Annotated in this window: 13 protein-coding genes and 2 pseudogenes; 4 read left to right on the forward strand and 11 right to left on the reverse strand. The window is 73.1% G+C overall.

Annotation, left to right across the window (positions count from 1 at the left end; genetic code table 11):
• Positions 1-48: 48 nt before the first annotated feature.
• Positions 49-723: pseudogene (locus tag ACFWBB_RS00175) on the reverse strand (SAM-dependent methyltransferase); the annotation flags it as partial.
• Here ACFWBB_RS00175 and ACFWBB_RS00180 point away from each other — a divergent pair.
• Positions 713-1,633 (forward strand): annotated as a pseudogene (locus ACFWBB_RS00180) (enolase C-terminal domain-like protein); the annotation flags it as partial. The pseudogenes ACFWBB_RS00175 and ACFWBB_RS00180 sit on opposite strands and share 11 nt — an antisense overlap.
• A gap of 26 nt (positions 1,634-1,659) precedes the next feature.
• On the forward strand, positions 1,660-2,040 hold the full coding sequence (locus tag ACFWBB_RS00185) for a PPOX class F420-dependent oxidoreductase (RefSeq protein WP_385264715.1): 381 nt from the start codon (positions 1,660-1,662) through the stop codon (positions 2,038-2,040).
• 58 nt (positions 2,041-2,098) lie between these two features.
• On the opposite strand, the gene ACFWBB_RS00190 is transcribed toward ACFWBB_RS00185, so the two are convergent.
• From ACFWBB_RS00190 to ACFWBB_RS00205, 4 genes are all read right to left on the reverse strand, one after another.
• Positions 2,099-4,906, reverse strand: coding sequence for a hypothetical protein (locus tag ACFWBB_RS00190; RefSeq protein WP_385264717.1), 2,808 nt, complete (start codon positions 4,904-4,906; stop codon positions 2,099-2,101).
• 236 nt (positions 4,907-5,142) lie between these two features.
• On the reverse strand, positions 5,143-5,556 hold the full coding sequence (locus tag ACFWBB_RS00195) for a Zn-ribbon domain-containing OB-fold protein (RefSeq protein WP_385264720.1): 414 nt from the start codon (positions 5,554-5,556) through the stop codon (positions 5,143-5,145).
• Positions 5,557-5,738: 182 nt separating this feature from the next.
• Positions 5,739-6,461, reverse strand: a complete 723-nt coding sequence (locus ACFWBB_RS00200) for a TetR family transcriptional regulator (protein ID WP_385265545.1) — start codon at positions 6,459-6,461, stop codon at positions 5,739-5,741.
• Positions 6,462-6,583: 122 nt separating this feature from the next.
• Positions 6,584-7,432: a bifunctional methylenetetrahydrofolate dehydrogenase/methenyltetrahydrofolate cyclohydrolase gene (locus tag ACFWBB_RS00205; protein WP_385264722.1), complete on the reverse strand. Its 849-nt coding sequence runs from the start codon at positions 7,430-7,432 to the stop codon at positions 6,584-6,586.
• Positions 7,433-7,601: 169 nt separating this feature from the next.
• Here ACFWBB_RS00205 and ACFWBB_RS00210 point away from each other — a divergent pair, with 169 nt between their 5' ends.
• On the forward strand, positions 7,602-8,429 hold the full coding sequence (locus tag ACFWBB_RS00210) for a hypothetical protein (RefSeq protein WP_385264724.1): 828 nt from the start codon (positions 7,602-7,604) through the stop codon (positions 8,427-8,429).
• Positions 8,430-8,486: 57 nt separating this feature from the next.
• The gene (locus tag ACFWBB_RS00215; protein WP_385264726.1) at positions 8,487-9,395 is read left to right on the forward strand and encodes a peptidoglycan-binding protein; all 909 of its coding nucleotides are present in this window, start codon (positions 8,487-8,489) and stop codon (positions 9,393-9,395) included.
• Between the two features lie 217 nt (positions 9,396-9,612).
• Here ACFWBB_RS00215 and ACFWBB_RS00220 read toward each other — a convergent pair whose 3' ends face one another.
• From ACFWBB_RS00220 to ACFWBB_RS00245, 6 genes are all read right to left on the reverse strand, one after another.
• Positions 9,613-11,994, reverse strand: coding sequence for a SpoIIE family protein phosphatase (locus ACFWBB_RS00220; RefSeq protein ID WP_385264729.1), 2,382 nt, complete (start codon positions 11,992-11,994; stop codon positions 9,613-9,615).
• 99 nt (positions 11,995-12,093) lie between these two features.
• Positions 12,094-12,474 (reverse strand): hypothetical protein, encoded by a 381-nt coding sequence (locus tag ACFWBB_RS00225; RefSeq protein ID WP_385264731.1) that lies wholly within the window; start codon positions 12,472-12,474, stop codon positions 12,094-12,096.
• A gap of 304 nt (positions 12,475-12,778) precedes the next feature.
• Entirely contained in the window at positions 12,779-13,702 is a 924-nt protein-coding gene (locus ACFWBB_RS00230; RefSeq protein ID WP_385264733.1) for a MurR/RpiR family transcriptional regulator, read from the reverse strand.
• Positions 13,703-13,801: 99 nt separating this feature from the next.
• Positions 13,802-15,460, reverse strand: a complete 1,659-nt coding sequence (locus tag ACFWBB_RS00235; protein ID WP_385264736.1) for a glycosyltransferase family 39 protein — start codon at positions 15,458-15,460, stop codon at positions 13,802-13,804.
• Positions 15,461-15,555: 95 nt separating this feature from the next.
• Positions 15,556-17,472 carry a phosphatase PAP2 family protein gene (locus tag ACFWBB_RS00240; protein ID WP_385264738.1) on the reverse strand — a complete coding sequence of 639 codons (1,917 nt, stop codon included), beginning with the start codon at positions 17,470-17,472 and terminating at the stop codon, positions 15,556-15,558.
• A 213-nt stretch (positions 17,473-17,685) separates the two neighbouring features.
• Positions 17,686-18,594: an N-acetylglucosamine kinase gene (locus tag ACFWBB_RS00245; protein WP_385264741.1), complete on the reverse strand. Its 909-nt coding sequence runs from the start codon at positions 18,592-18,594 to the stop codon at positions 17,686-17,688.
• Positions 18,595-18,751: the final 157 nt, after the last annotated feature.

Here is an 18,751-nt window from a genome sequence, read left to right on the forward strand (position 1 = left end):
CTCCATACGTGCGAGGGCCCGGCAGCGTTCACCCCGACGGTGATCGGCTCAGAGTTTGCGTGCCACCCCGCCGAACATCGCCACCTCGTCCGGTCCGGCCCCGTACCCGGTGTCCTCCGGGCGCCAGCGTGAGCACGACACCACACCCGGTTCCAGCAGCTCCAGACCGTCGAAGAAGCGGGCCACGTCCCCGGGCGTGCGCTGGGTCAGCTTCGGTGTGCCGTGCTCGTTCCAGAACGCCACGGCCTCGTCCACGTCGGGCATCGCGGGGCTGGTGATGGTGTGCGACAGCACCAGATGACTGCCCGTGGGCAGCCCGTCGACCAGCCGCCGCACCAGGCCGTACGGATCCTCGTCGTCGCCGACGAAGATGACCACGCCGAGCAGCATCAGGGCGACGGACGCGGTGAAGTCCAGTGTTCTCGCGGCGTGTCCGAGAAGCGCGTCGATGTTGCGCAGGTCCTCGTCGAGATAGTCGGTGCGGCCCTCCGGGGTGCTGGTGAGCAGGGCGCGGGCGTGCGCCAGGACCAGCGGGAAGTTGTCGACGTAGACGGTCCGGCACTCGGGGGCGAGACGCTGGGCGACCTCGTGCGTGTTGTCCGCCGTGGGCAGCCCGGTGCCGATGTCGAGGAACTGCCGTATACCGGCTTCGGTCACCAGGTGCTTGACGGCACGGCCCAGGAAGAGCCGGTCGGCTCGGGCGTAGGCGCCGATGCTCGGCGGACGGGTCCGGGACTCCGTGCCCTTCGCCGCGTACCTCTTCTACAAGTGGGACGGACACCCCGCCCTCGACGGACACCCCGCCCTCGACGGCCGCCCCGCCCTCGACGGCCGCCCCGCCATCGGTGACGACTGGCCAGAGGCGCTCGACCCGGCCGGGATCGTCGAGCAGGCCCGGCTGATGCAGGAGCGCTACGGTTTCCGCTCGTTCAAGCTCACGGGCGGCGTCTTCCCGCCGGACGACGAGATCGCCGCGATCAAGGCGCTGGCGGAGGCCTTCCCCGATCAGCCCCTGCGTCTCGACCCCAACACGGCGTGGTCGGTGCCGACGTCGAAGTACGTCGCCCGGCGGCTCGACGGCGTACTGGAGTACCTGGAGGACCCGACCGCGACCATCGAGGCAATGGCGGAGGTCGCGAAGGACTCACCGCTGCCGCTCGCCACCAACATGTGCGTGATCGCCTGGGAACACCTGAAGCCGGCGATCGAGCAGAACGCGATCCAGGTACTCCTCGCCGACCACCACTACTGGGGCGGACTGCGCCGCACCCGCGAACTGGCCGCCGTCTGCGAGGCGTTCGGGATCGCCCTGTCCATGCACTCCAACTCCCACCTTGGCATCAGCCTCGCCGCGATGACGCACGTCGCCTCGGCCATCCCCAACCTCGACCACTCCTGCGACACGCACTACCCGTGGAACAGTGCCGACGACGTGATCGTCCCCGGTGTCCTGGAGCCGGCCGACGGCGAGGTCGGGGTGCCCACCGGGCCGGGCCTCGGCGTGGAGCTGGACCCGGACGCCCTGGATCGGCTGCACCGCCGCTACCTCGGCTCGGGCGTGCGGCGCCGCGACGACACCGGGTACATGCGGCGGATCCGGCCGGACTACGAGCTGCGGCTGCCGAGGTGGTGACCCGCGCCGCTGCCTAGACTGCCGACATGGATGAGAAGGCGATCGACCGGCTGGCCGCGGGAAAGTACCTGCTGATCACCAGCTACCGCAAGAACGGGACCGGGGTCGCCACCCCCGTGTGGGTGGTGCGCGACGGAGACACGCTCGGGGCCTGGTCGGCCGCCGACTCCTGGAAGGTGAAGCGGATCAGGGCCCGTGGCGACGTCCTCGTGGGCCCCTGCGACGTACGCGGCAACCCGACCGGCGCGCAGGTCCCGGCCACCGCCGAGATCTGCGACGCCCAGACCACGGCCCACTACCGCACCCTGCTCGTCCGCAAGTACGGCGTCGTCGGCCGCCTCACCCTGCTCGGCAGCAGGCTGCGCCGGGGCCTGGACGGGACCGTCGGCATCCGCGTCACGCTGTGAGAACCGAAAGGGGGGCCAGGACCGTGTGATCCCGGCCCCCTTCGGGCAGCGCGCTCCGCTACGGCGCGTCCACGACCGTCCCCGTCAGCACCGGGTGGTCGGGCAGCGGTTCGGCCTCGTCGTCGGTCAGCGCGAGGCGCATCGACTCGGCCGGCTCGGTCACCTGATCCCTCACCGTGGGCACGGTGAGGTCGACGCCGGTGGTCCCGGCCGGGATGTTCATGAAGACCCACAGGTTCGCCGCCGACAGCGGGCGCTCCGGGTCGGGCACGTCACCGGCGTAGTCCAGCAGCCACTGCGGGTCCACGTCCTTGGTGGACAACTCGGCGCCCTCGGTGACCGGGACCACCCGGACCGGCTGCCAGAAATTCACGTCGGCGGTCTCGGAGAGGGTGATCCGCCAGCTCAGCGTCCCGCCCTCGGTGACCCGGTCGGTGACCGGCGTGAGGGTCACCTTCGGCGCGGGGTCGTCGTTCTCCACCGTGACCCCGCCCCGGTAGGAGCCGACGACCGCGCCGCGCACGGCCTTCACGAGGAGGTCCTGGGTCACGTCGTAGCCGAAGCGGGTGTCGCCCTTCACCTCGATCGGCACGTCGATCGGGGTGTTGCCGGGCCGTACGGTGACCAGCTTCTCCGTGGGCTCGCCGGTCACCGGGTCGACGACGTAGAAGCGGACCCGGCCGCTGCCGTGGCCGGACACCTGGACCGGGACGTGGTAGGTGCGGGTGCCGGAGTCGCCCTCCTTGGCCGTGAGCCGGCCGATGTCGACGCGCGGCAGTGCCGCCGCCCGCACCGCCGGCGTACCGGGAGCCCAGCCCCAGGCGTCCATGAACCAGGCCTGTCCGGACCCCGAACGCGGAGTCAGGGCAAGGGACCCGACATGCCTGAGGTCGAGCCCGGCACGGGTGGCGGCGGTGAGCGGGACCCGCACCTCGCGGGCCCAGTAGGAGGAGGTGCGTTCGGAGCCCGGCAGCCCGTCGACCGAGACCTGGCCGAGCGCGGCGCGGCGGCCGCCGGAGTCGGTGACGGACACGTCCAGCCGGGTGCCGGTGGTGTTCGGCGGTACGAACACGCGCAGCGTCAGGTCCTTGGCGCCGGAGAGTGAGACCGGAGCCAGGGAAGAGATCTTCGTCGGCGTCCCCGGTGCGGACCACTTCAGCGCCACCGCGCTCTTGCCGGAGTCCTTCTCCAGATCCCACCAGCCGAAGTGCGGGGACATCCCCGTGGCGTCCTCACCCAGACAGGCCCTGGCCGGGTCGGGATCCGCCCGGCACACCCGGCCGCCGGTCACCCCGACCCCGCCGTCGGGCACGAAACCGCCCGTGCGGCGGGCGCCGACCGCGTGCGTCAGGACGCGGGCCGGGTCCGCGGAGGGCGCGCGCCTGCCGGTGCCGTCGAGCAGCGGGCGTACCCGGTCGTCACCGGCGACGAACAGCCGTGCCGCGGCGGCGATGTAGGTGGCGCCGGCCCGGTGCTGCTGGTCGGCGGTCAGCCGGGTGGGGGCGCCGGTGGAGCAGACCGGGTCCGGCTGCTGTGCGTCCGGGTCCTCCCAGAAGTCGTCGAACGAGGGCGCCACGGCCTTGCCCGGTGTCCACTCGGTGTTGAAGAAGTTGTGGTTGGCGCCGACCACGTACACGGCGCTGTGCAGGGCGGTGCCCTTGCTGATGCCGCGTGTCCCGTCGAGGTACGTCTCGCCCTCGAGATCGGCGACGTCGCCGTCACAGCCGGGCAGGACGGTGGCTGACGGGACGTCCGCGACCGGATTCTGGCCGAAGATCGTCGGTCCGATGAGGACGGTCCCGCGGATCTTCCAGCGGACCGGGCCCCGGTAGCCGTCCTGCGCGGCGGGCGGCGGGTACAGGCTGTCCAGGGCGGCGCGGTTGACGCCCTCGCCGCCGCGCGAGTGGCCGACGAGCAGCACGCGGGAGAGGTCGGCCTTCGTCGCGTCGGGCACCGACGCCGGGGCCTTGTCCGGGTGGGCGGCCCATTCGGCCCACTGGGCGAGGTGCCGGCGCACCAGCGAGGAGCGCGCCTGCGCACCGCCGTCCTCGGCCCGGCCGTCCTGGCCGTTGATGCCGTTCGCCGAGATCGACACCGTGACGTAGCCCTGCGAGGCGAGGAGCTTCTGGTCCTGCAGGTAGCCCTTGTGGCTCGGGATGGACTTCATGCCGTCCGGACAGGGCCAGGAGATGTCGAAGTCGTCGCTGCCCGGCCGGTAGCAGGTGGTGTGCCGGCCGTGCAGGAACAGTGCGAGCGGCCGCTTGCCGGTGGCCCCCTTCGGCGCCACCACGACCGCCTGCATCTCGACCGGCTGGGCGAAGCCCGGCAGCTTCACCGGGGCGAGGTCGTACTCGCCGCCGACCGTGCGGTAGGCGCCCGGCTTGCCGGGGTCGACGGAGTTGGCCGGCGCCGGGGCGGGCGCCTGGGCCGGGGGCTGCTGGGCGGTGGGTGAACGCCGCCTGTCCGTACCGGAGTCGCCGGTCGTGCCGGTGGAGTCGGCGGAGGCGTCCAGACGGCGTCCGCCCGTCAGTACCCGCAGGTCCTTCAGGGGTGCGTCGCCGATGTCGTCGAGGGAGAGCCGGAAGGTGCGGCCGTCCCTGCTCGTGCTCGGTACGCCGAGCAGCCGGTCACCGGCGTGGAACTCCACGCGGGCGTCGCCGAGGGGCACGGGTGCGGGCGACCGCCACACCAGCTCACGTGCGGCGCCCTCGCCGCTGACCTGCCACCCCTGCGGCAGCGCGCTGTCGGCGGTCACGGTAGGCGGTCTCGTCTCGGCCGGTTGCCGGGCCTGTGCCAGTCCCGGTGTTCCCGCCAGGGCCGCCAGCGCGGCCACGGCGGTGACACCTATTCGCCGGGCACGGATCAAGGTCCACTCCTCAACACTCGGAGCGTGGGCACCCCGTCCGTTCCGGGAGCCCCTCGCGCCCCGAAGGAAGCGAAAGCACCTCTGTGGGTTGCCTGTGGCCGGGAATCCGGGTGGCGCGGCGCAAGGATCCGGACACCGCGGACCCGGCCGGCCGGCGGGAGCGGTCCGCCCGGATCGGGACCGGTGCCCGGCCGGCCCGGGGTTGATCCGTGCCGGTGCCGGTGCCGGTGCCGGTGCTAGTGCCAGGCCCGGTACGGCTCGTCGAGCAGCTGGAAGACCGGCTCGCCCCGTACCGGATCCTTGACCGTGGACAGCCGGACGCGGTCGCCGCTGTGGATGCCGATCAACGGGCCCATGACCCGGCCGCGTACGACGAACCCCTCGGCCATCTCGACCAGCGACACGTTGCGCGCGGCGGGGGTGTTGCGGTTCACCACCGTGGCGTGACGGACCGTTCCGGTGCCCTCGCTGTGCTCCGTGCGCAGGTCGCTGCCCTGACACACCGGGCACAGGAGCCGGTGGTACATGGCGGTGCCGCACCAGGTGCAGCGTTGGAAGAGGATCGTGTCGCCGTCGGTCTTCGCGCGGTCGAGGACGCCCGTCGCGGAGCCGGCGGCCTGCTGAACGGCGTTTCCTGTGTAGTGGTACACGCGGGTCAACTCCCTGCACTCGGCCGGAATCCACGTGCTCGGCTCACCCGCGCACGTACGTGCCCGGTCACCGTGCCACCGTGCACGCCCACAGAGTATGGCACTCAGTGCCACGCGTAAAGGTACTGCGTACCCGCAATATTGAGGGGGCTTCGAGGGATGTCGAGGGGTTCTCGAGGAGGTCAGTCCCGGCCGAGGGTCGTCTCGATCTCCTGCACCACCCGCCACAGCGGCGCCCCCCGCCGGGAGACCACCACGACGACGTCGTCCGGCCGTTCGTCGGCGGGCGGGGCCGGGAACGCGGGGGATGCCGGGAAGGGAGGAAGTGTCGCGGATGCCGGGTCGGCCCCCGCCGCGCCGAACGCCGACTGCACGTACCCCAGCGCGTGGTCCACGGTCGCGCTCGCGTCGCCCTCTCCGTCCGAACGCAGCCAGGAGCGCAGCGCGTTGTTGTGGGCGGCGACCACCGCGGCGGCGATCACGTCGGCGTGCAGGTTGCCGTCGGGCCGGCCGGTGAAACGGCCGCGGAGGTACTCGGCGAGGGCGCGTTCGTAGCGCCAGACGACCGACAGCTCGTACGCGCGCAGGCCGGGCACCTGCTTGGTGAGCCGGTAGCGCTGCACGGAGAAGGAGGGGTTCTCGGCGTACATCAGCAGGACGAGCCGTGCGGCGTCGCAGACGCGGCGCACCGGCTCGTGTTCCGTGCCGCTCGCGGCCAGGAAAGCCGTCATGTCGGCCAGGCACCGCTCGTGGTCGGGGAAGACCACGTCCTCCTTGGAGGGGAAGTAGCGGAAGAAGGACCGCCGGCCGACGCCCGCGAGCGTCACGATGTCGTCGACGGTGGTCTGCTCGTAGCCCCGCTCCAGGAACAGCCGGAAGGCCGCCGCGACCAGGGCGTCCCGCATGGGCGGCTTGGCCTCGGCCCTGTCAGTGGCGTTCATGGACGCGAACGTAACACCTGGGCGGCACCGATGGCACTCAGTTCCCTACTGTCAGGGAACTGAGTGCCAGGCACGGGGTGCCGGTGTCACATCCGCTCGGCCGCCTCGACCACGTTGGTCAGCAGCATCGCCCGGGTCATCGGGCCGACCCCGCCGATCGGCGGGGCGAAGGATCCGGCGACATCGCTCACGTCGGGGTGGACGTCGCCCAGGATGCCCTCGACCGTGCGCGTCAGGCCGACGGACAGCACCGTCGCGCCCGGCTTGATCCAGTCGGGCCTGACCAGGTGCGCCACTCCGGCCGCGGCCACCACCACGTCGGCCTCCCGGGCGTGCGCGGCCGTGTCCTGGGTGGCCTCGTGGCACAGGGTCACCGTGGCGTGCTCGGTGCTGCGGGTCAGCATCATGCCCAGCGGCCTGCCCACGGTGATACCGCAGCCGATGACGCAGAACTGCTGGCCCGTGATCGCCACGTGGTTGCGCCGCAGCAGGTCGATGATGCCGCGCGGGGTGCAGGGCAGCGGGCCCGGGATGCCCAGCACCAGACGGCCCAGGTTCGTCGGGTGGAGGCCGTCGGCGTCCTTGACCGGGTCGATCAGCTCCAGCACGGCGTGGGTGTCGATGTGGGCCGGCAGCGGGAGCTGCACGATGAAGCCGGTGCAGGCCGGATCGGCGTTCAGCCGCAGCACGGCGGCCTCCACGTCGGCCTGGGAGGCGTCGGCGGGCAGCTCCACCCGGATCGAGGCGATGCCGACCTGCGCGCAGTCGCGGTGCTTGCCGCCCACGTAGGAACGGCTGCCCGCGTCGTCGCCGACGAGGATCGTGCCCAGCCCGGGGCTGATGCCGCGCTCCTTCAACACCTGGACGCGGAGGGCGAGTTCACTCTTGATGTCGGCCGCGGCGGCCTTGCCGTCGAGCAGTGTTGCGGTGGTCACGGGAGTCGACGAGCCCTTCGGGAGAAAACGGCGGTCCTGTAATCGTACGACCCGAGCGCCCCTCACCCACCAGAAGTCCCACCGCCCATCGTGGATCCCGTGCCGGGTCGGCGTCGGACCGCTGGCGTAGCCTTTGCGCACCGCCGCTCGACCGTCATCAGGAGACCGCATGTCCGCCGCCCGCCCCCGTCTCCTCTTCGTCACCGACCTGGCCTATCAGGCGCGCGGGCGGCGCTACTGCGACGAGGACGTCTTCCTCACCTCCCGGCTGCGCGCGGACTTCGACCTGGCCCTGTGCCACCCGCTGGACGCGGCCGCCCTCATGCACTCCTTCGACGGCGTGGTCGTCCGCAACAGCGGGCCGGTCCTGGCCCACCGGACGGAGTACGAAGCCTTCCGCGAGCGTGCCCTCCAGGACGGCCTACGCGTCTACAACCCGCTCACCGGCCGCGGCGACATGGCCGGCAAGCAGTACCTCGTCGAGCTGAGCGCCGCGGGCTACCCCGTCATCCCCACCGTCGACCGCCCCGAGGACCTGCACGCGCTGCCCGAGGCCGACCGGTACGTCGTCAAGCCCAAGCTCGGCGCCGACTCCATAGGCCTGCGGATCCTCCCGCCCCACGCGCTCCCCGCCCTGACCGACGGCTCGGTCCTGGTCCAGCCGTGCGTCGACTTCGCCTACGAGGTCTCCTTCACCTACATCGACCACGACTTCCAGTACGCGCTGTACGCACCCCGTCCCGACCGCCGCTGGGAGCTTCAGCCCTACCGGCCCACCGTGCGGGACCTGGAGTTCGCCCGCCGGTTCATCGACTGGAACGGGCTGGCGCACGGCATCCAGCGCGTCGACGCCTGCCGGGCCCCCGACGGCGAACTGCTGCTGGTCGAGCTGGAGGACCTCAACCCCTACCTGTCCCTGGACGCGCTCGACGAGGACGGACGGGACGCCTTCGTCACCGCGACGACCCGCTCCCTGCACCGCTTCCTCGCCGGCTGAACCCGGCCGCCCGCACGCCCGTATCTCTCCTGGGGGAACCACGGGAGGGAGACGAGCGTGCCGACACCGGACGAACCCGGCCAGCCGCACGAACGGCCGGTCCTGGAACCCATCCGGGTCCTGCGACCGCGCAACACCGATGCCCTGGCGGAGCTGTTCCGCGAGATGGCCGAACTGACCCAGGACACCGACGCCTACGAGGCGATCCCCCTGCCGCCCGAGCCGGCCGCGGGTGACGCGGAGACGGAGGAGCTCCCGCCCCTGGACCCTGGCACGGCGGTCTCGCCGGGCACGACGGCTCCGACGGGCCCCGTGGCCTCGACACGCCACACGGTCCCCACGTCCCCGCACGGCGGCCGCGACTGGGCGAGCGAACACGGCGACCCCCGATCCGTGCCCGGCAGTGGCAGTGGCAGTGGCAGAGCCGGTGTCGGTGGCGGCAGAGGCGCCGCCCGCAGGCGTGGCGGAGCCGGGGTCGCGCGGGTGCCGGGCGACGCGGAGGCACGCACCCGCACTGGCCCCGGCGCGCGGGCACGCGCCCGTACCGACTCCGGCGCGGGCCTGCGTCGTGGCGCCATCACGGTCGGCGTGTGCGCGGCGGCCCTAGTCGGCTTCGCCTGCGCCCTCCTGCTCCCGGGCAGGGGCGGTGAGGCGGCCGCGCAGACACCCCCGCCGACGGCCGCCGCCCCTACCCCGGCTGCCACCGCGACCGCGTCCGCCGACCCCGACGGAGCCGGCACCCTCCGGGAAGGAGACAGCGGCTCCGAGGTGGCCGATCTCCAGAAGCGCCTGCTGCGCATCCCGGACGTGTACGCCGACGGCCCCACCGACGGCCGTTACGGCACGGTTCTCACCGAGGCGGTGGCGCGCTTCCAGCTCTGGTACGGCATTCGCGGCGACGAGTCCGGCGTCTACGGCGACGACACCCGCCGCGATCTGGAGTCCCGTACCGCATCGGGCAGCTGATGGCCGGGTGCCGCATCGGAGACCGGCCTCGGCGCCAGTGCGCCGCGTGGCGCCATGGGCGGCGGGTCTGCGCGCGTTCGGCACCTCGGGCCGCCGAGCCGAAAGCCGCCCCCATGGACGTCTCCCGCGTGCCGGGTCCGGTGCTGCCCGCCCTCTGCCCGCCGGCCGTCGTCGTCGGAGCGCTGCGGTACCGGGCACCGCGACGCCCGAGCGGTTCCTAGCGCTCGGTGTCCGTCGGCACCTGGATGTCGAGCACGCACACGTCGTCGCGTCCCCCGGGATCGAGCATCCCGCCCAGCAGCCGTTCCAGCGGGGCCGGTCCGGTCGTGACGTGGTGGGCGGAGGCGCGGGCGAGCCGTTCAAGGCCCCGGTCGATGCTCTCCGCAGGCCGTTCCACCAGGCCGTCGGTGTAGAACAGCAGCCGGTCGCCGGGCTCCAGGCGGCACTCCGCCGCCTCGTACCTGGGGCTGTCGGTCGCGCCGAGCAGCATCCCGAAGGGACGCTCCAGGTAGTGCGCCTCGCCGCCACGCACCAGCAACGGCGGCGGGTGACCGGCCTGCGCCCACTCGAGTCGCCGTTCTCGAGGGCTGTAGCGGGCCAGCACCAGGGTCGCCGAGCCGTGCGGGTCGCGGGAGTGCAGCAGAAGGGCGTTGAGGCGGTCGAGCGCCCCGGTCAGCGACGAACCCGTGATGACCATGCCCTTGGCGGTGAACCGCAGCAGGGCCATCGAGGCCACCGCGCCCATGCCGTGCCCGGCGACGTCTCCCACCACGAACAGGGCGTCGCCGTCGGGCAGTTCGATGGCGCTGAACCAGTCGCCGCCGACGCTGAGGCCCGACTGCGCGGGCAGGTAGGCGATGTCCACGCGCAGCCCGGCCAGCTGGACGGGCTGCTTCGGCAGGGGCAGCAGCGCGTCCTGCAACCGGGCGGCCACCAGACGCTCGGCCTCGAGTACTCCGTGCTGGGTGAGCATGGCCCGCTCGCTGGCGACCAGGGCGAGTTCGGCGCTGCGCTGCGCGGTGAGGTCCTGCACGAAGCCGTGCACCTCGACGGGCGTGCCGTGGGCGTCCGTCACCGCCTCGCAGACCACCCGCAGATGCCGGATGCCGTCACGGGTGACGACCCGGAACGGCACGTCGCACGCCCGCCCGTGCCGCACGAGCTCCCCGATGGCCCGGGCCAGCGTCGGCACGTCCTCGGGCAGGGCGAGACGGGGCACCCCGGACAGCGGGACGACACCCCGGGCGGGATCGCGCTCCAGGATGGCGAAGACCTGGGAGGACCAGTTCCCCTCGCCCGTGTCCAGGTTCCAGGTGGCCCAGCCGAGGTTGCCCAGCCGTTGCACGTCCGCGAGCCGTTGTTCCTGCCGGTCGGACGGGTCGTGGCGGACCCAGCTGACGACCAGCCCGTCGTCCAGCCGTGCCACCCGCGCCGAGTACGTGGCCAGCTCGCTGACCCCGGACACCATCTGCTGCCGGGCGAACGGCTCGCTCTCGTACGTCCCTTCGCCGGCCAGTACCCCCAGACATCCGTCCCACAGCGGATCGTGGGCGATCTCCGGCCAGCACTCCAGGAAGCGCAGGCCGACCAGCTCGCGCCCGCTGCGGCCTACGGCGTCGGACGTCACACTGGTCGCGGCATCGACTCGGAAGTCCTCGACGTGTCCCGACGCGGAGCGCAGCGGGGCGAGGAGAACCGCGGCGACGGGCAGCCGGTCGAGCACCGTCTGCACGGCGTCCCCGACCGTGCCGGCGGCGGGGGCCGGCCGGGTGCCGAACGTGCGCAGCGGGCCCGCGCACAACTGGGCGACGGCCAGCAGGTGTTCCCGCACCCGGGGCGGGAAGACGCCCTCGCGGCGGCGCAGGATCCCGAGCACGACGTCGGCCGACTCGCCGGTCACCACCGGCAGCCAGGCCCGGGACGGCCACCGCTCGGGCGGGTCGCCGATCAGCTGGTACCGCTTGCCGTCCTCGCGGAGGTCCTCAAGCCAGCGCGGCTGCTGGGCGGCGAGGGCGTCCAGTGCGGCGATCCCGCTCACCGGCGGCACCCGGCTCCACTGGTCGGCCAGGGCCTCCCCGATGCCGGTGTGCCCGGTCAGTTCCAGCCCACCGCCGGGCAGCCGCGCGAAGATCATCACGGCGTCGGCGCCCACGTCGGGGGCGAGCCGCTCCAGCAGGCACCGGGCGAGGTCGTGCGCAGTGCCGACCCGGACGAGGGCCCGGCTCAGGCGGCCGAGGGCGGCGGCGTCGATCCCGTCGGCGGCCGACGCCGGCGTGGTCTCCCGCGCGGGTGTCCCGGCCGAGGCCCGTTTCGGGGTGCTGTGGGGCTGCGCGGAGAGGGAGCCGAGGCTGATCCAGCACTCCTCGAGCAGCGTCCGCTGCCCGGCCGTGGCCCGTTGCTGCAACTCCTCCTGCGCGGCGTCAGGGGAACAGCCGAGCTGCGCCATCAGCGCGCCCTTGGCGCGCTCCAGCACGGCCGAGGTGGCCGCCAGATCCTGTAGCCGGTCCATCTCCGCGCGCTGGCGCGCCACGACCCGGGTCAGTGCCGCCAGGTCGGGCACCCCGCCGGACTCCGCGGGCAGGGCGGGTTCGCTCGTCACGCCTTGAGCATGGCACACGGAGCTGACTTCGTTCGGGGTCTCGCGGCGACGCTCCCGCCAGGGGCGATGCCGGTCCGGGGCATCCGGACGGATCGCCCGTCAGCGTCCGGAGTGCTGCTCCGCCAGGGCTTGGGTGACCGCGCGGACACTGCGGGCGATGTGCTGCAACTGCATGACCTCGGCCGCGTACATCTTGATCGTGTGCTCGATGACCGACTCGGGCAGTCCGAGCCGGGGCAGGTCGGCGCGGGCGGTCTGGAGGGCGGTGCGGGCCACCCGGACCTCGTTCTGGACCTGGATCTGCGCATGGCGGGCGAGCAGTACGGGGTGGCGCAGCAGCGCCGGGTAGCTCGCGTAGCGCGCCGGCACCAGCTCGCGCAGCCACTTGGCCGCCGAGCGCTCCCAGTCGTAGCTGCCGGGAGTCTTGACCTGGCACGGCCAGTCCGAGCTGATGCGCGTCGTCGTCAGGGTCATGATCATCGCTTCCGGTGTGTGGCGTCGTGACGGTGGTCCGACGGTTCGGGGCGGCCCCGGCCCAGGGGAAGACCGGGGCCGCCACGGGCGCTCGCGCAAGCGATGCCCCGAACATCCTGGGCGCCGACGCGGGTAGGGGACGGCGGCTTCGGATGTCCGTACATGAGCCCTTGGCGGGCGGATGCGGCCGTGAGCAGTATTTATATATGCCGACTGCTTTGCAAGACGTATGAAAACATTCATGCGCAATATGCCCGCAATGATCCCTGTGGCTTTGTTCCGGGGAGGGGGGTGGCCTGGGGGAGGCGGGTCACTCACGCAGGAAGAACTGGTGCTGCTCGGCGATCTGCTCGTACTCCTCGAGCCGCGCCTGAGTGCGCTCGGGGCCCGCGTCGGTCATGGCCTGGAGCAGCGCCGCGGCCATCACGCCCGGGGCGGCGTAGGAGTCGAAGACCAGGCGGGAGCCGGTGCCGGTGGCGAAGGTGGCGTCGGCCTCGTCGGCCACCGGCCCCAGCGCCAGGTCGGTGATCAGCGCGACCTTGAGACCGGCGCTGCGCGCGACCCGTACGGCGGTCAGCGTCTCGTGCGCGTGCCGGGGCATCGAGAACGCCAGCACCCAGGTCCCGCCCGCCTCCCGGGACTGCAGCAGCGCGTCGTAGGCGACGCTGCCGCCCTGGGTCACCAGGCGTACGTCCGGGTGTACCCGGCGGGCGGCGTAGGCGAAGTACTCGGCGAGCGAGACCGAGATCCGCAGCCCCAGGATGGTCAGCGGCGTCGACTGGGACAGCTTGCGGCCCACGTCGATGACCCGGTCCGGGTCGGCGAAGTCGCGCCGCAGGTTCTCCAGGTTCTCGATCTCCGCCTCGACCGCCGCCTGGAGTTCGTTGCTCCGGTTCACCTCGGCTGCCGCCGGACCGCCGGCCAGGGTGCCCAGCGCGATCGACTGGAGCCTCTCGCGCAGGGCGGGATACCCGCTGAAGCCGACCGCCGCGGCGAACCGGGTCACCGAGGGCTGGCTGACCCCGACGCGCTCCGCGAGGTCGGTGATCGACAGGAACGCCGCCTCGGTGATGTGTTCGATGAGATACTGCGCGATGCGCCGTTGACCCGGGGACAGATGAGGTCCGTCGAAGAGCGCCCGGAGCCGGGAGGTGGGGGACGCCTCCGTCTCCGGACCGGTTCTGCCCGAGGTGATCGCGGACGCCTGTGCGCGTGCCTGTTGCGGCGATGGCACCGGTGCGCCTCCTTTGTCTTCCACGGGGCTCAACATACTTCAGGGACCGTGCCGGACAGGGTGGGCGAAGACGCCCCTCGCGCACCCGGTGATCGCGGATTACCGCCGGTACAGCGTGATCGAGTGGCCGACCTCGTCGACCGGCCGACTGGAGCGCAGCAGCACCGCGAGAGGGCCCTTCGCCTCGGCGACGGCGGAGTCCGACACGACCAGCAGCCCGTGCACCTGTCCCGCGGGCACCCGCCGGGGATCGGAGGCGTCGATGCCGTAGGAGGCGGGCAGACCGCTGCCCTTGTACACCAGCCACACCCGCTCGCCCCGGTAGCGGTCGTGCAGCCGGTCCGCCAGCCGTCCCAGGTCCTGGCCCCAGTCGACGTTGGAGTCGTGCAGCCGCAGATGGGTCTTCGCCGGCCCGCCGAACGCCTCGTTGGAGTACGGCAGGTAGTACGGGAACGTCCGCATCGAGCTGACGGCGACGAACGCCACCAGCGCCGCCACCGCCACCGGGGCCCACCGCCGGCGCACCGTCAGGACACACCCCGCGGCCACCGCGAGGAACATCGGCAGGAAGACGGCGTACCGGGTCCCCAGGTCCCGGGCCCCGGTCATGGCCGACGCCAGCAGTACGGCGGCCGGGACCAGCACGTAAGGCGCCGCGGGCCGCAGCCGTCGCACCACGACCAGCAGGATCGCCCCGGCCGTCCACAGGGCGAGCATCCCGAGCGGGGTCTTCACGACCAGGGCGACCGGCAGGTAGTACCAGCGGGCGCCGGTGTACACATGCCCGAACAGGAAGCCCGCCCACGAGCGGTTCTCCAGACCGAACTGGATGCGCATGCCGTCCCGGTACGCCTCGGGGAAGGGCAGCAGCCGGACGAGGTGCCCGCGCAGACCGTGCACGACGGGCACATGGGTCGCCCCGGGATCCCAGCGCAGCCGCGGATCGACCATCAGATAGGCCGCCCAGACGACGGCCACGGCGGCCACGGTCACCACGCCCGCCCCCAGCAGCGCCCTGCGCGCGTCCCGGGGCCGCCGGGAGCACATCGACAGCGCCGCCAGCGCCGCCAGCACCGGGACCGCGGGCAGCGTGCTCATCTTCGTGGCGAGCGCCGCGCCCAGAGCGGCCCCGGCGAGCGGCAGGTACCGGCGAGCCCTGCCGCGGCGGGCCCGCCACAGCAGCCACACCGAGGTCAGCAGGAAGCCCGCCGCCGGGACGTCCAGCGTCGCCAGCGAGCCGTACGCGACGACGTCGGGGGAGAGGGCGTACAGGGCGAGTGCCGCCAGGGCGGGGACGGGCCCGGCGAGATCACGGGTGAAGGCGAACACCACCAGGCCGAACAGCAGCGTCAGCGCGATCACCGGCAGCCGGGCCCACAGCATCAGCCGCCAGGGGTCGTTGCCGGACCTGTACAGCAGGTGCCGGCCCGCCGCCTCCTGGGTGCCGGTGAACGAGGGATCGACGTGCGGGCGGGCGAAGGCCACGCCGACGGCGATGACGAGCTTGCCGAGGGGCGGGTGCTCCGGGTTGAGGCGCACCCGGTGCTCGTGGAGGTAGCCGGCCGCCGTGGCGACGTACACCGGTTCGTCGATGGTCGGCGTCTGCCGCACCGCGGCGGTGACCATCGCGACGGCCATCTGGGCGAGCAGGACGGCCACCAGGAGCGGGACGAGCAGGCGCCGGCGGGCCGGCGGCGCGGACCGCGCCGTCCCCGCGTCGGGGGTGGGGTCCAGGACCGGGTGTGCTTCGCGTGCCATCGTCCGCCCTGCGGTGACACCGGCCGGGCGGTGGCCGGAGCCGGTGCCGAGCAGCCTCCGGGGCCGCCGCGCACCGGCTCCCGCCGCGAAGGGTGTTACCGCTTCAGGAGTCGTACCGACAGACCGTCTGCCGTGTACACGGGTACGGCGCGCAGGCGGTCGGAGTTCAGCTCGACGCGGTCGAACTGGCCGCGCAGCGCCGAAGCCTCGATCACCGGCACGGTGCTCCCCGCGACCGGCGGCCGTTCGTCGTCCAGCCGCAGCGACAGCACCGAGCCCCGGTCGAGCCGGACCCGCCCGGACACCCTCAGGGCCGGACCGTGGTACCTGTCCAGTGTCACATCGAGCACCGCACCGGCCTCCTGGGCCCACGCGCCCCGCACCCGCACCGGCCGGCCCGCGCGCAGCGTGCCGCCGGTCAGCCGTACGTCGCCCCGGCCGAGGGCCCGTTCGGCCCCGGCCACGAGCACGCCCGCCTCCAGCACGGTACCGCCGCGGTAGCGGTTGCGCCCGGTCAGGGTGAGCGTGCCCGAACCGCGCTTGGTCAGACCGCCCTCGCCGTCGATGTCGTTGCGCCAGGCGTCGGCCGCGGCGAAGCCGCCCGCGGACGCGTCCAGGGTGACCGTGACGTCGGAGTCGAAGGCACCGTAACCGTCCGCCGCGGCGAACAGGTTGAGCCGGCCCCACTGCTCGAAGCCGTCCAGCAGGACGTACCCGGAGGGCAGCGCCGTCGTGCGCAGCACCTCACGGCGCTGGGCGGCGGTCAGGTAGGGCAGCCGGGTCTCCAGCAGCACCTCGGCGCCCTTGGGCACGGCGAGGGGCGTCTCGCGGCCCTGGCGCTCGAGGACGTAGGTCAGGCGGGGCTCGTTGGCCCGCGCGTTGGCCTCGCGGTCGGCGTAGGCGTCCGAGGCGTCGGAGTGCGCGTAGGCGAAGAGGGTGTCGGCCGTGGTGCCGGTCTTCTCGGTGAAGTAGGCCAGGGCCTGGGCGCGGGCGGCCGCCTTGAGGTCGGCGTTGGCCGGGTCGGCGAGCGTCGCGGCGGCGAGGGCGGTGGCCATGATGCGGCCGCCGATGACGTCGACGGTGGAGTGCATGCCGGAGACGATCCGGGTGTGGCTCAGCGCGAGGGCGCGGGTCACCAGCTCCTGGAACCGCTCCGGCACGGCGTAGGCGTACGCGAGCGACGCCAGGTGGAAGGCGTTGGTGTGCCCGCTCGGGAAACCGCCGTCGTCGGTCGGGGACGTACCGCGCTGGCGCAGCAGCTGCGGAACGACGACCACCTCCGAGTCGTACACGGGGAAGCCGAGGGCGTCGGTCTTCCCGGTGTCGACCACCTCGCTGTTCTCGTTCATGCGCCACGGACGCGGGTACTGGAAGGCGTACTTGCCGGGGTTGCCGGAGGCGAACGGGCCGCGCACGGTGTCGACGAGCCTGGCGACCTGGCCGAGGTCGGAGGCGTACGAGCCGGCGCCGAGCGCGGAGCCGGCGGGCGCGCCCGCGGGCACGGCGTCGTCGATCTTGGTGGCGGGGGTGGTGTCCGGCGCGGCGGTGATCGACGTGACGGCCTTGGCACCGGTCCGGTAGAGATCCGCCAGGGGACCGAGGCCGCCGATCATCGCGTAGCTCTGGTGCTGGCGGTCGTGGACGAACGCCTCCTTGCCCTGCGCCTCCGTGCGGGCGCGGGTGATCGCGATGCAGTAGCGCATGTTGGCGCGCAGTATCTCGGGGCGCAGCGCGGTACCGGTGTTCCAGGCGGCGCCGGTCTTCCACACCTGGGCGAAGCCGCCGAGGACGCGCACCACGGCGTTGGTCTCGGGCGTCAGGTTCGTCGTGAGGTTCGTCCTGTAGTCGTCGACGAACGGCAGCGGGCTCGTGGCGGCCTTGGCGTCGGCGGCGCCCAGCCAGGAGACCAGCGTCGGAGCGGCCACCAGGGCCGCCGAGCCGCCGAAGGAGACCTTCAGGAAGCGCCTTCTGTTCACGGCCGAGGGGGTGGACTGCCCGGCGGGTGACGGCATGAGTGTGCCTCTCTGGACTTCGTCGGCCGTGCGGCCGGGGAGGAGGTGCGGGGGTACGTACGGGGTACGTGCGATCGGGCGCGGCTCGCAGGGTTCTTGACGAGGTGTGAGCCGCAAGACGCGTACGAGCGAAGATCTACGGCCGGGTCGTGTCGCTTCCGCGATGACCCGGCGACCGGTGCGTGTCCTGCGGGTGAACGGACGGCCGGCGCCTCACAGGAGGGAGCGCGCCAGCGCCACCGCGCCCTCGACGGGCGGCACGGTGAGCTGCCGCGGCCGCGCCCCCGGTACCGCGTCGGCGAGCCCGGCGACGAAGGCGTCGTAGAGCGCCGGCTGGCCGAGCACCGTGCCGCCCGCCACCACCACGTCGTCGACCGGGACCCCGCGCGCGGCGAGGCGGGCGACGAGCGTGGCGAGGGCCGCACCGGCCTCGGCGATCACGGACCGGGCGAGCGCTGAGCCGTCGGCCGCGGCCGAGAAGACGACGGGCGCGTGGCGTCCCCATTCGGCGGAGACGTCCGAGGCACCCTCCAGCGCCGCGCCGAGCGCCGGGACCTCGGGCACACGGAAGGCGGTGAGGAGACCGAGAGCCAGTGCTCCGGGTTCCTCACCGCGGTCGTGGGCCGCCCACACGGCCCGGGCCGCCTCGCGGACCAGACCGGCGGCGCCGCCCTCGTCGCCGAGGACCGCGCCCCAGCCGCCCACCTGGACGGGGTCGCCGTCGGGCAGCCGGCCCACCGCGACCGAGCCGGTGCCGGCCACGAGGCCGACGCCCTTGTCCAGTCCGGCGGCGGGAACGAGCAGTTCGGCGTCGCCCACGACACGCGTGGACACACCGAGGGAGAGCTGTACGGCGTCGCGGATCCCCGCGCACTGGCGTGGTGTCTCACAGGCGTGCGCGCCCACGGCGAGTGCCGACGGGCGCGCGCCCGTCGGCAGCGCCTCGCGGACGAGGCCGGTCAGCCAGCGTGCGGCGGCGGCCGGGTCGTGCGGCCGCCAGCCGGTGCTGGCGCGGACGTGGTCGGCGACGACGACATCGCCCGCGAGCGCGCGCAGATGCGTCTTGGTGCCGCCCACGTCGACGCCGACCACGAGGGGGCGCGAAGGGGGAGAGTCCTGCACGGATCCTCTTTCGTCGTTGCGTTGAGCTGCGACGGCGGGCGAACCGTGACCGATGGATTGCGGATCGGTGGTGAACTAGGGAAGCCCCGGGACGGGCTTCTGACGAAGCACGGCAGGCGAGTACCGTGAAGTTCGTTAGGAAGTTAACTAACGAAGT

The organism is Streptomyces sp. NPDC060000 (genome assembly GCF_042737375.1).
GTDB lineage: Bacteria > Actinomycetota > Actinomycetes > Streptomycetales > Streptomycetaceae > Streptomyces.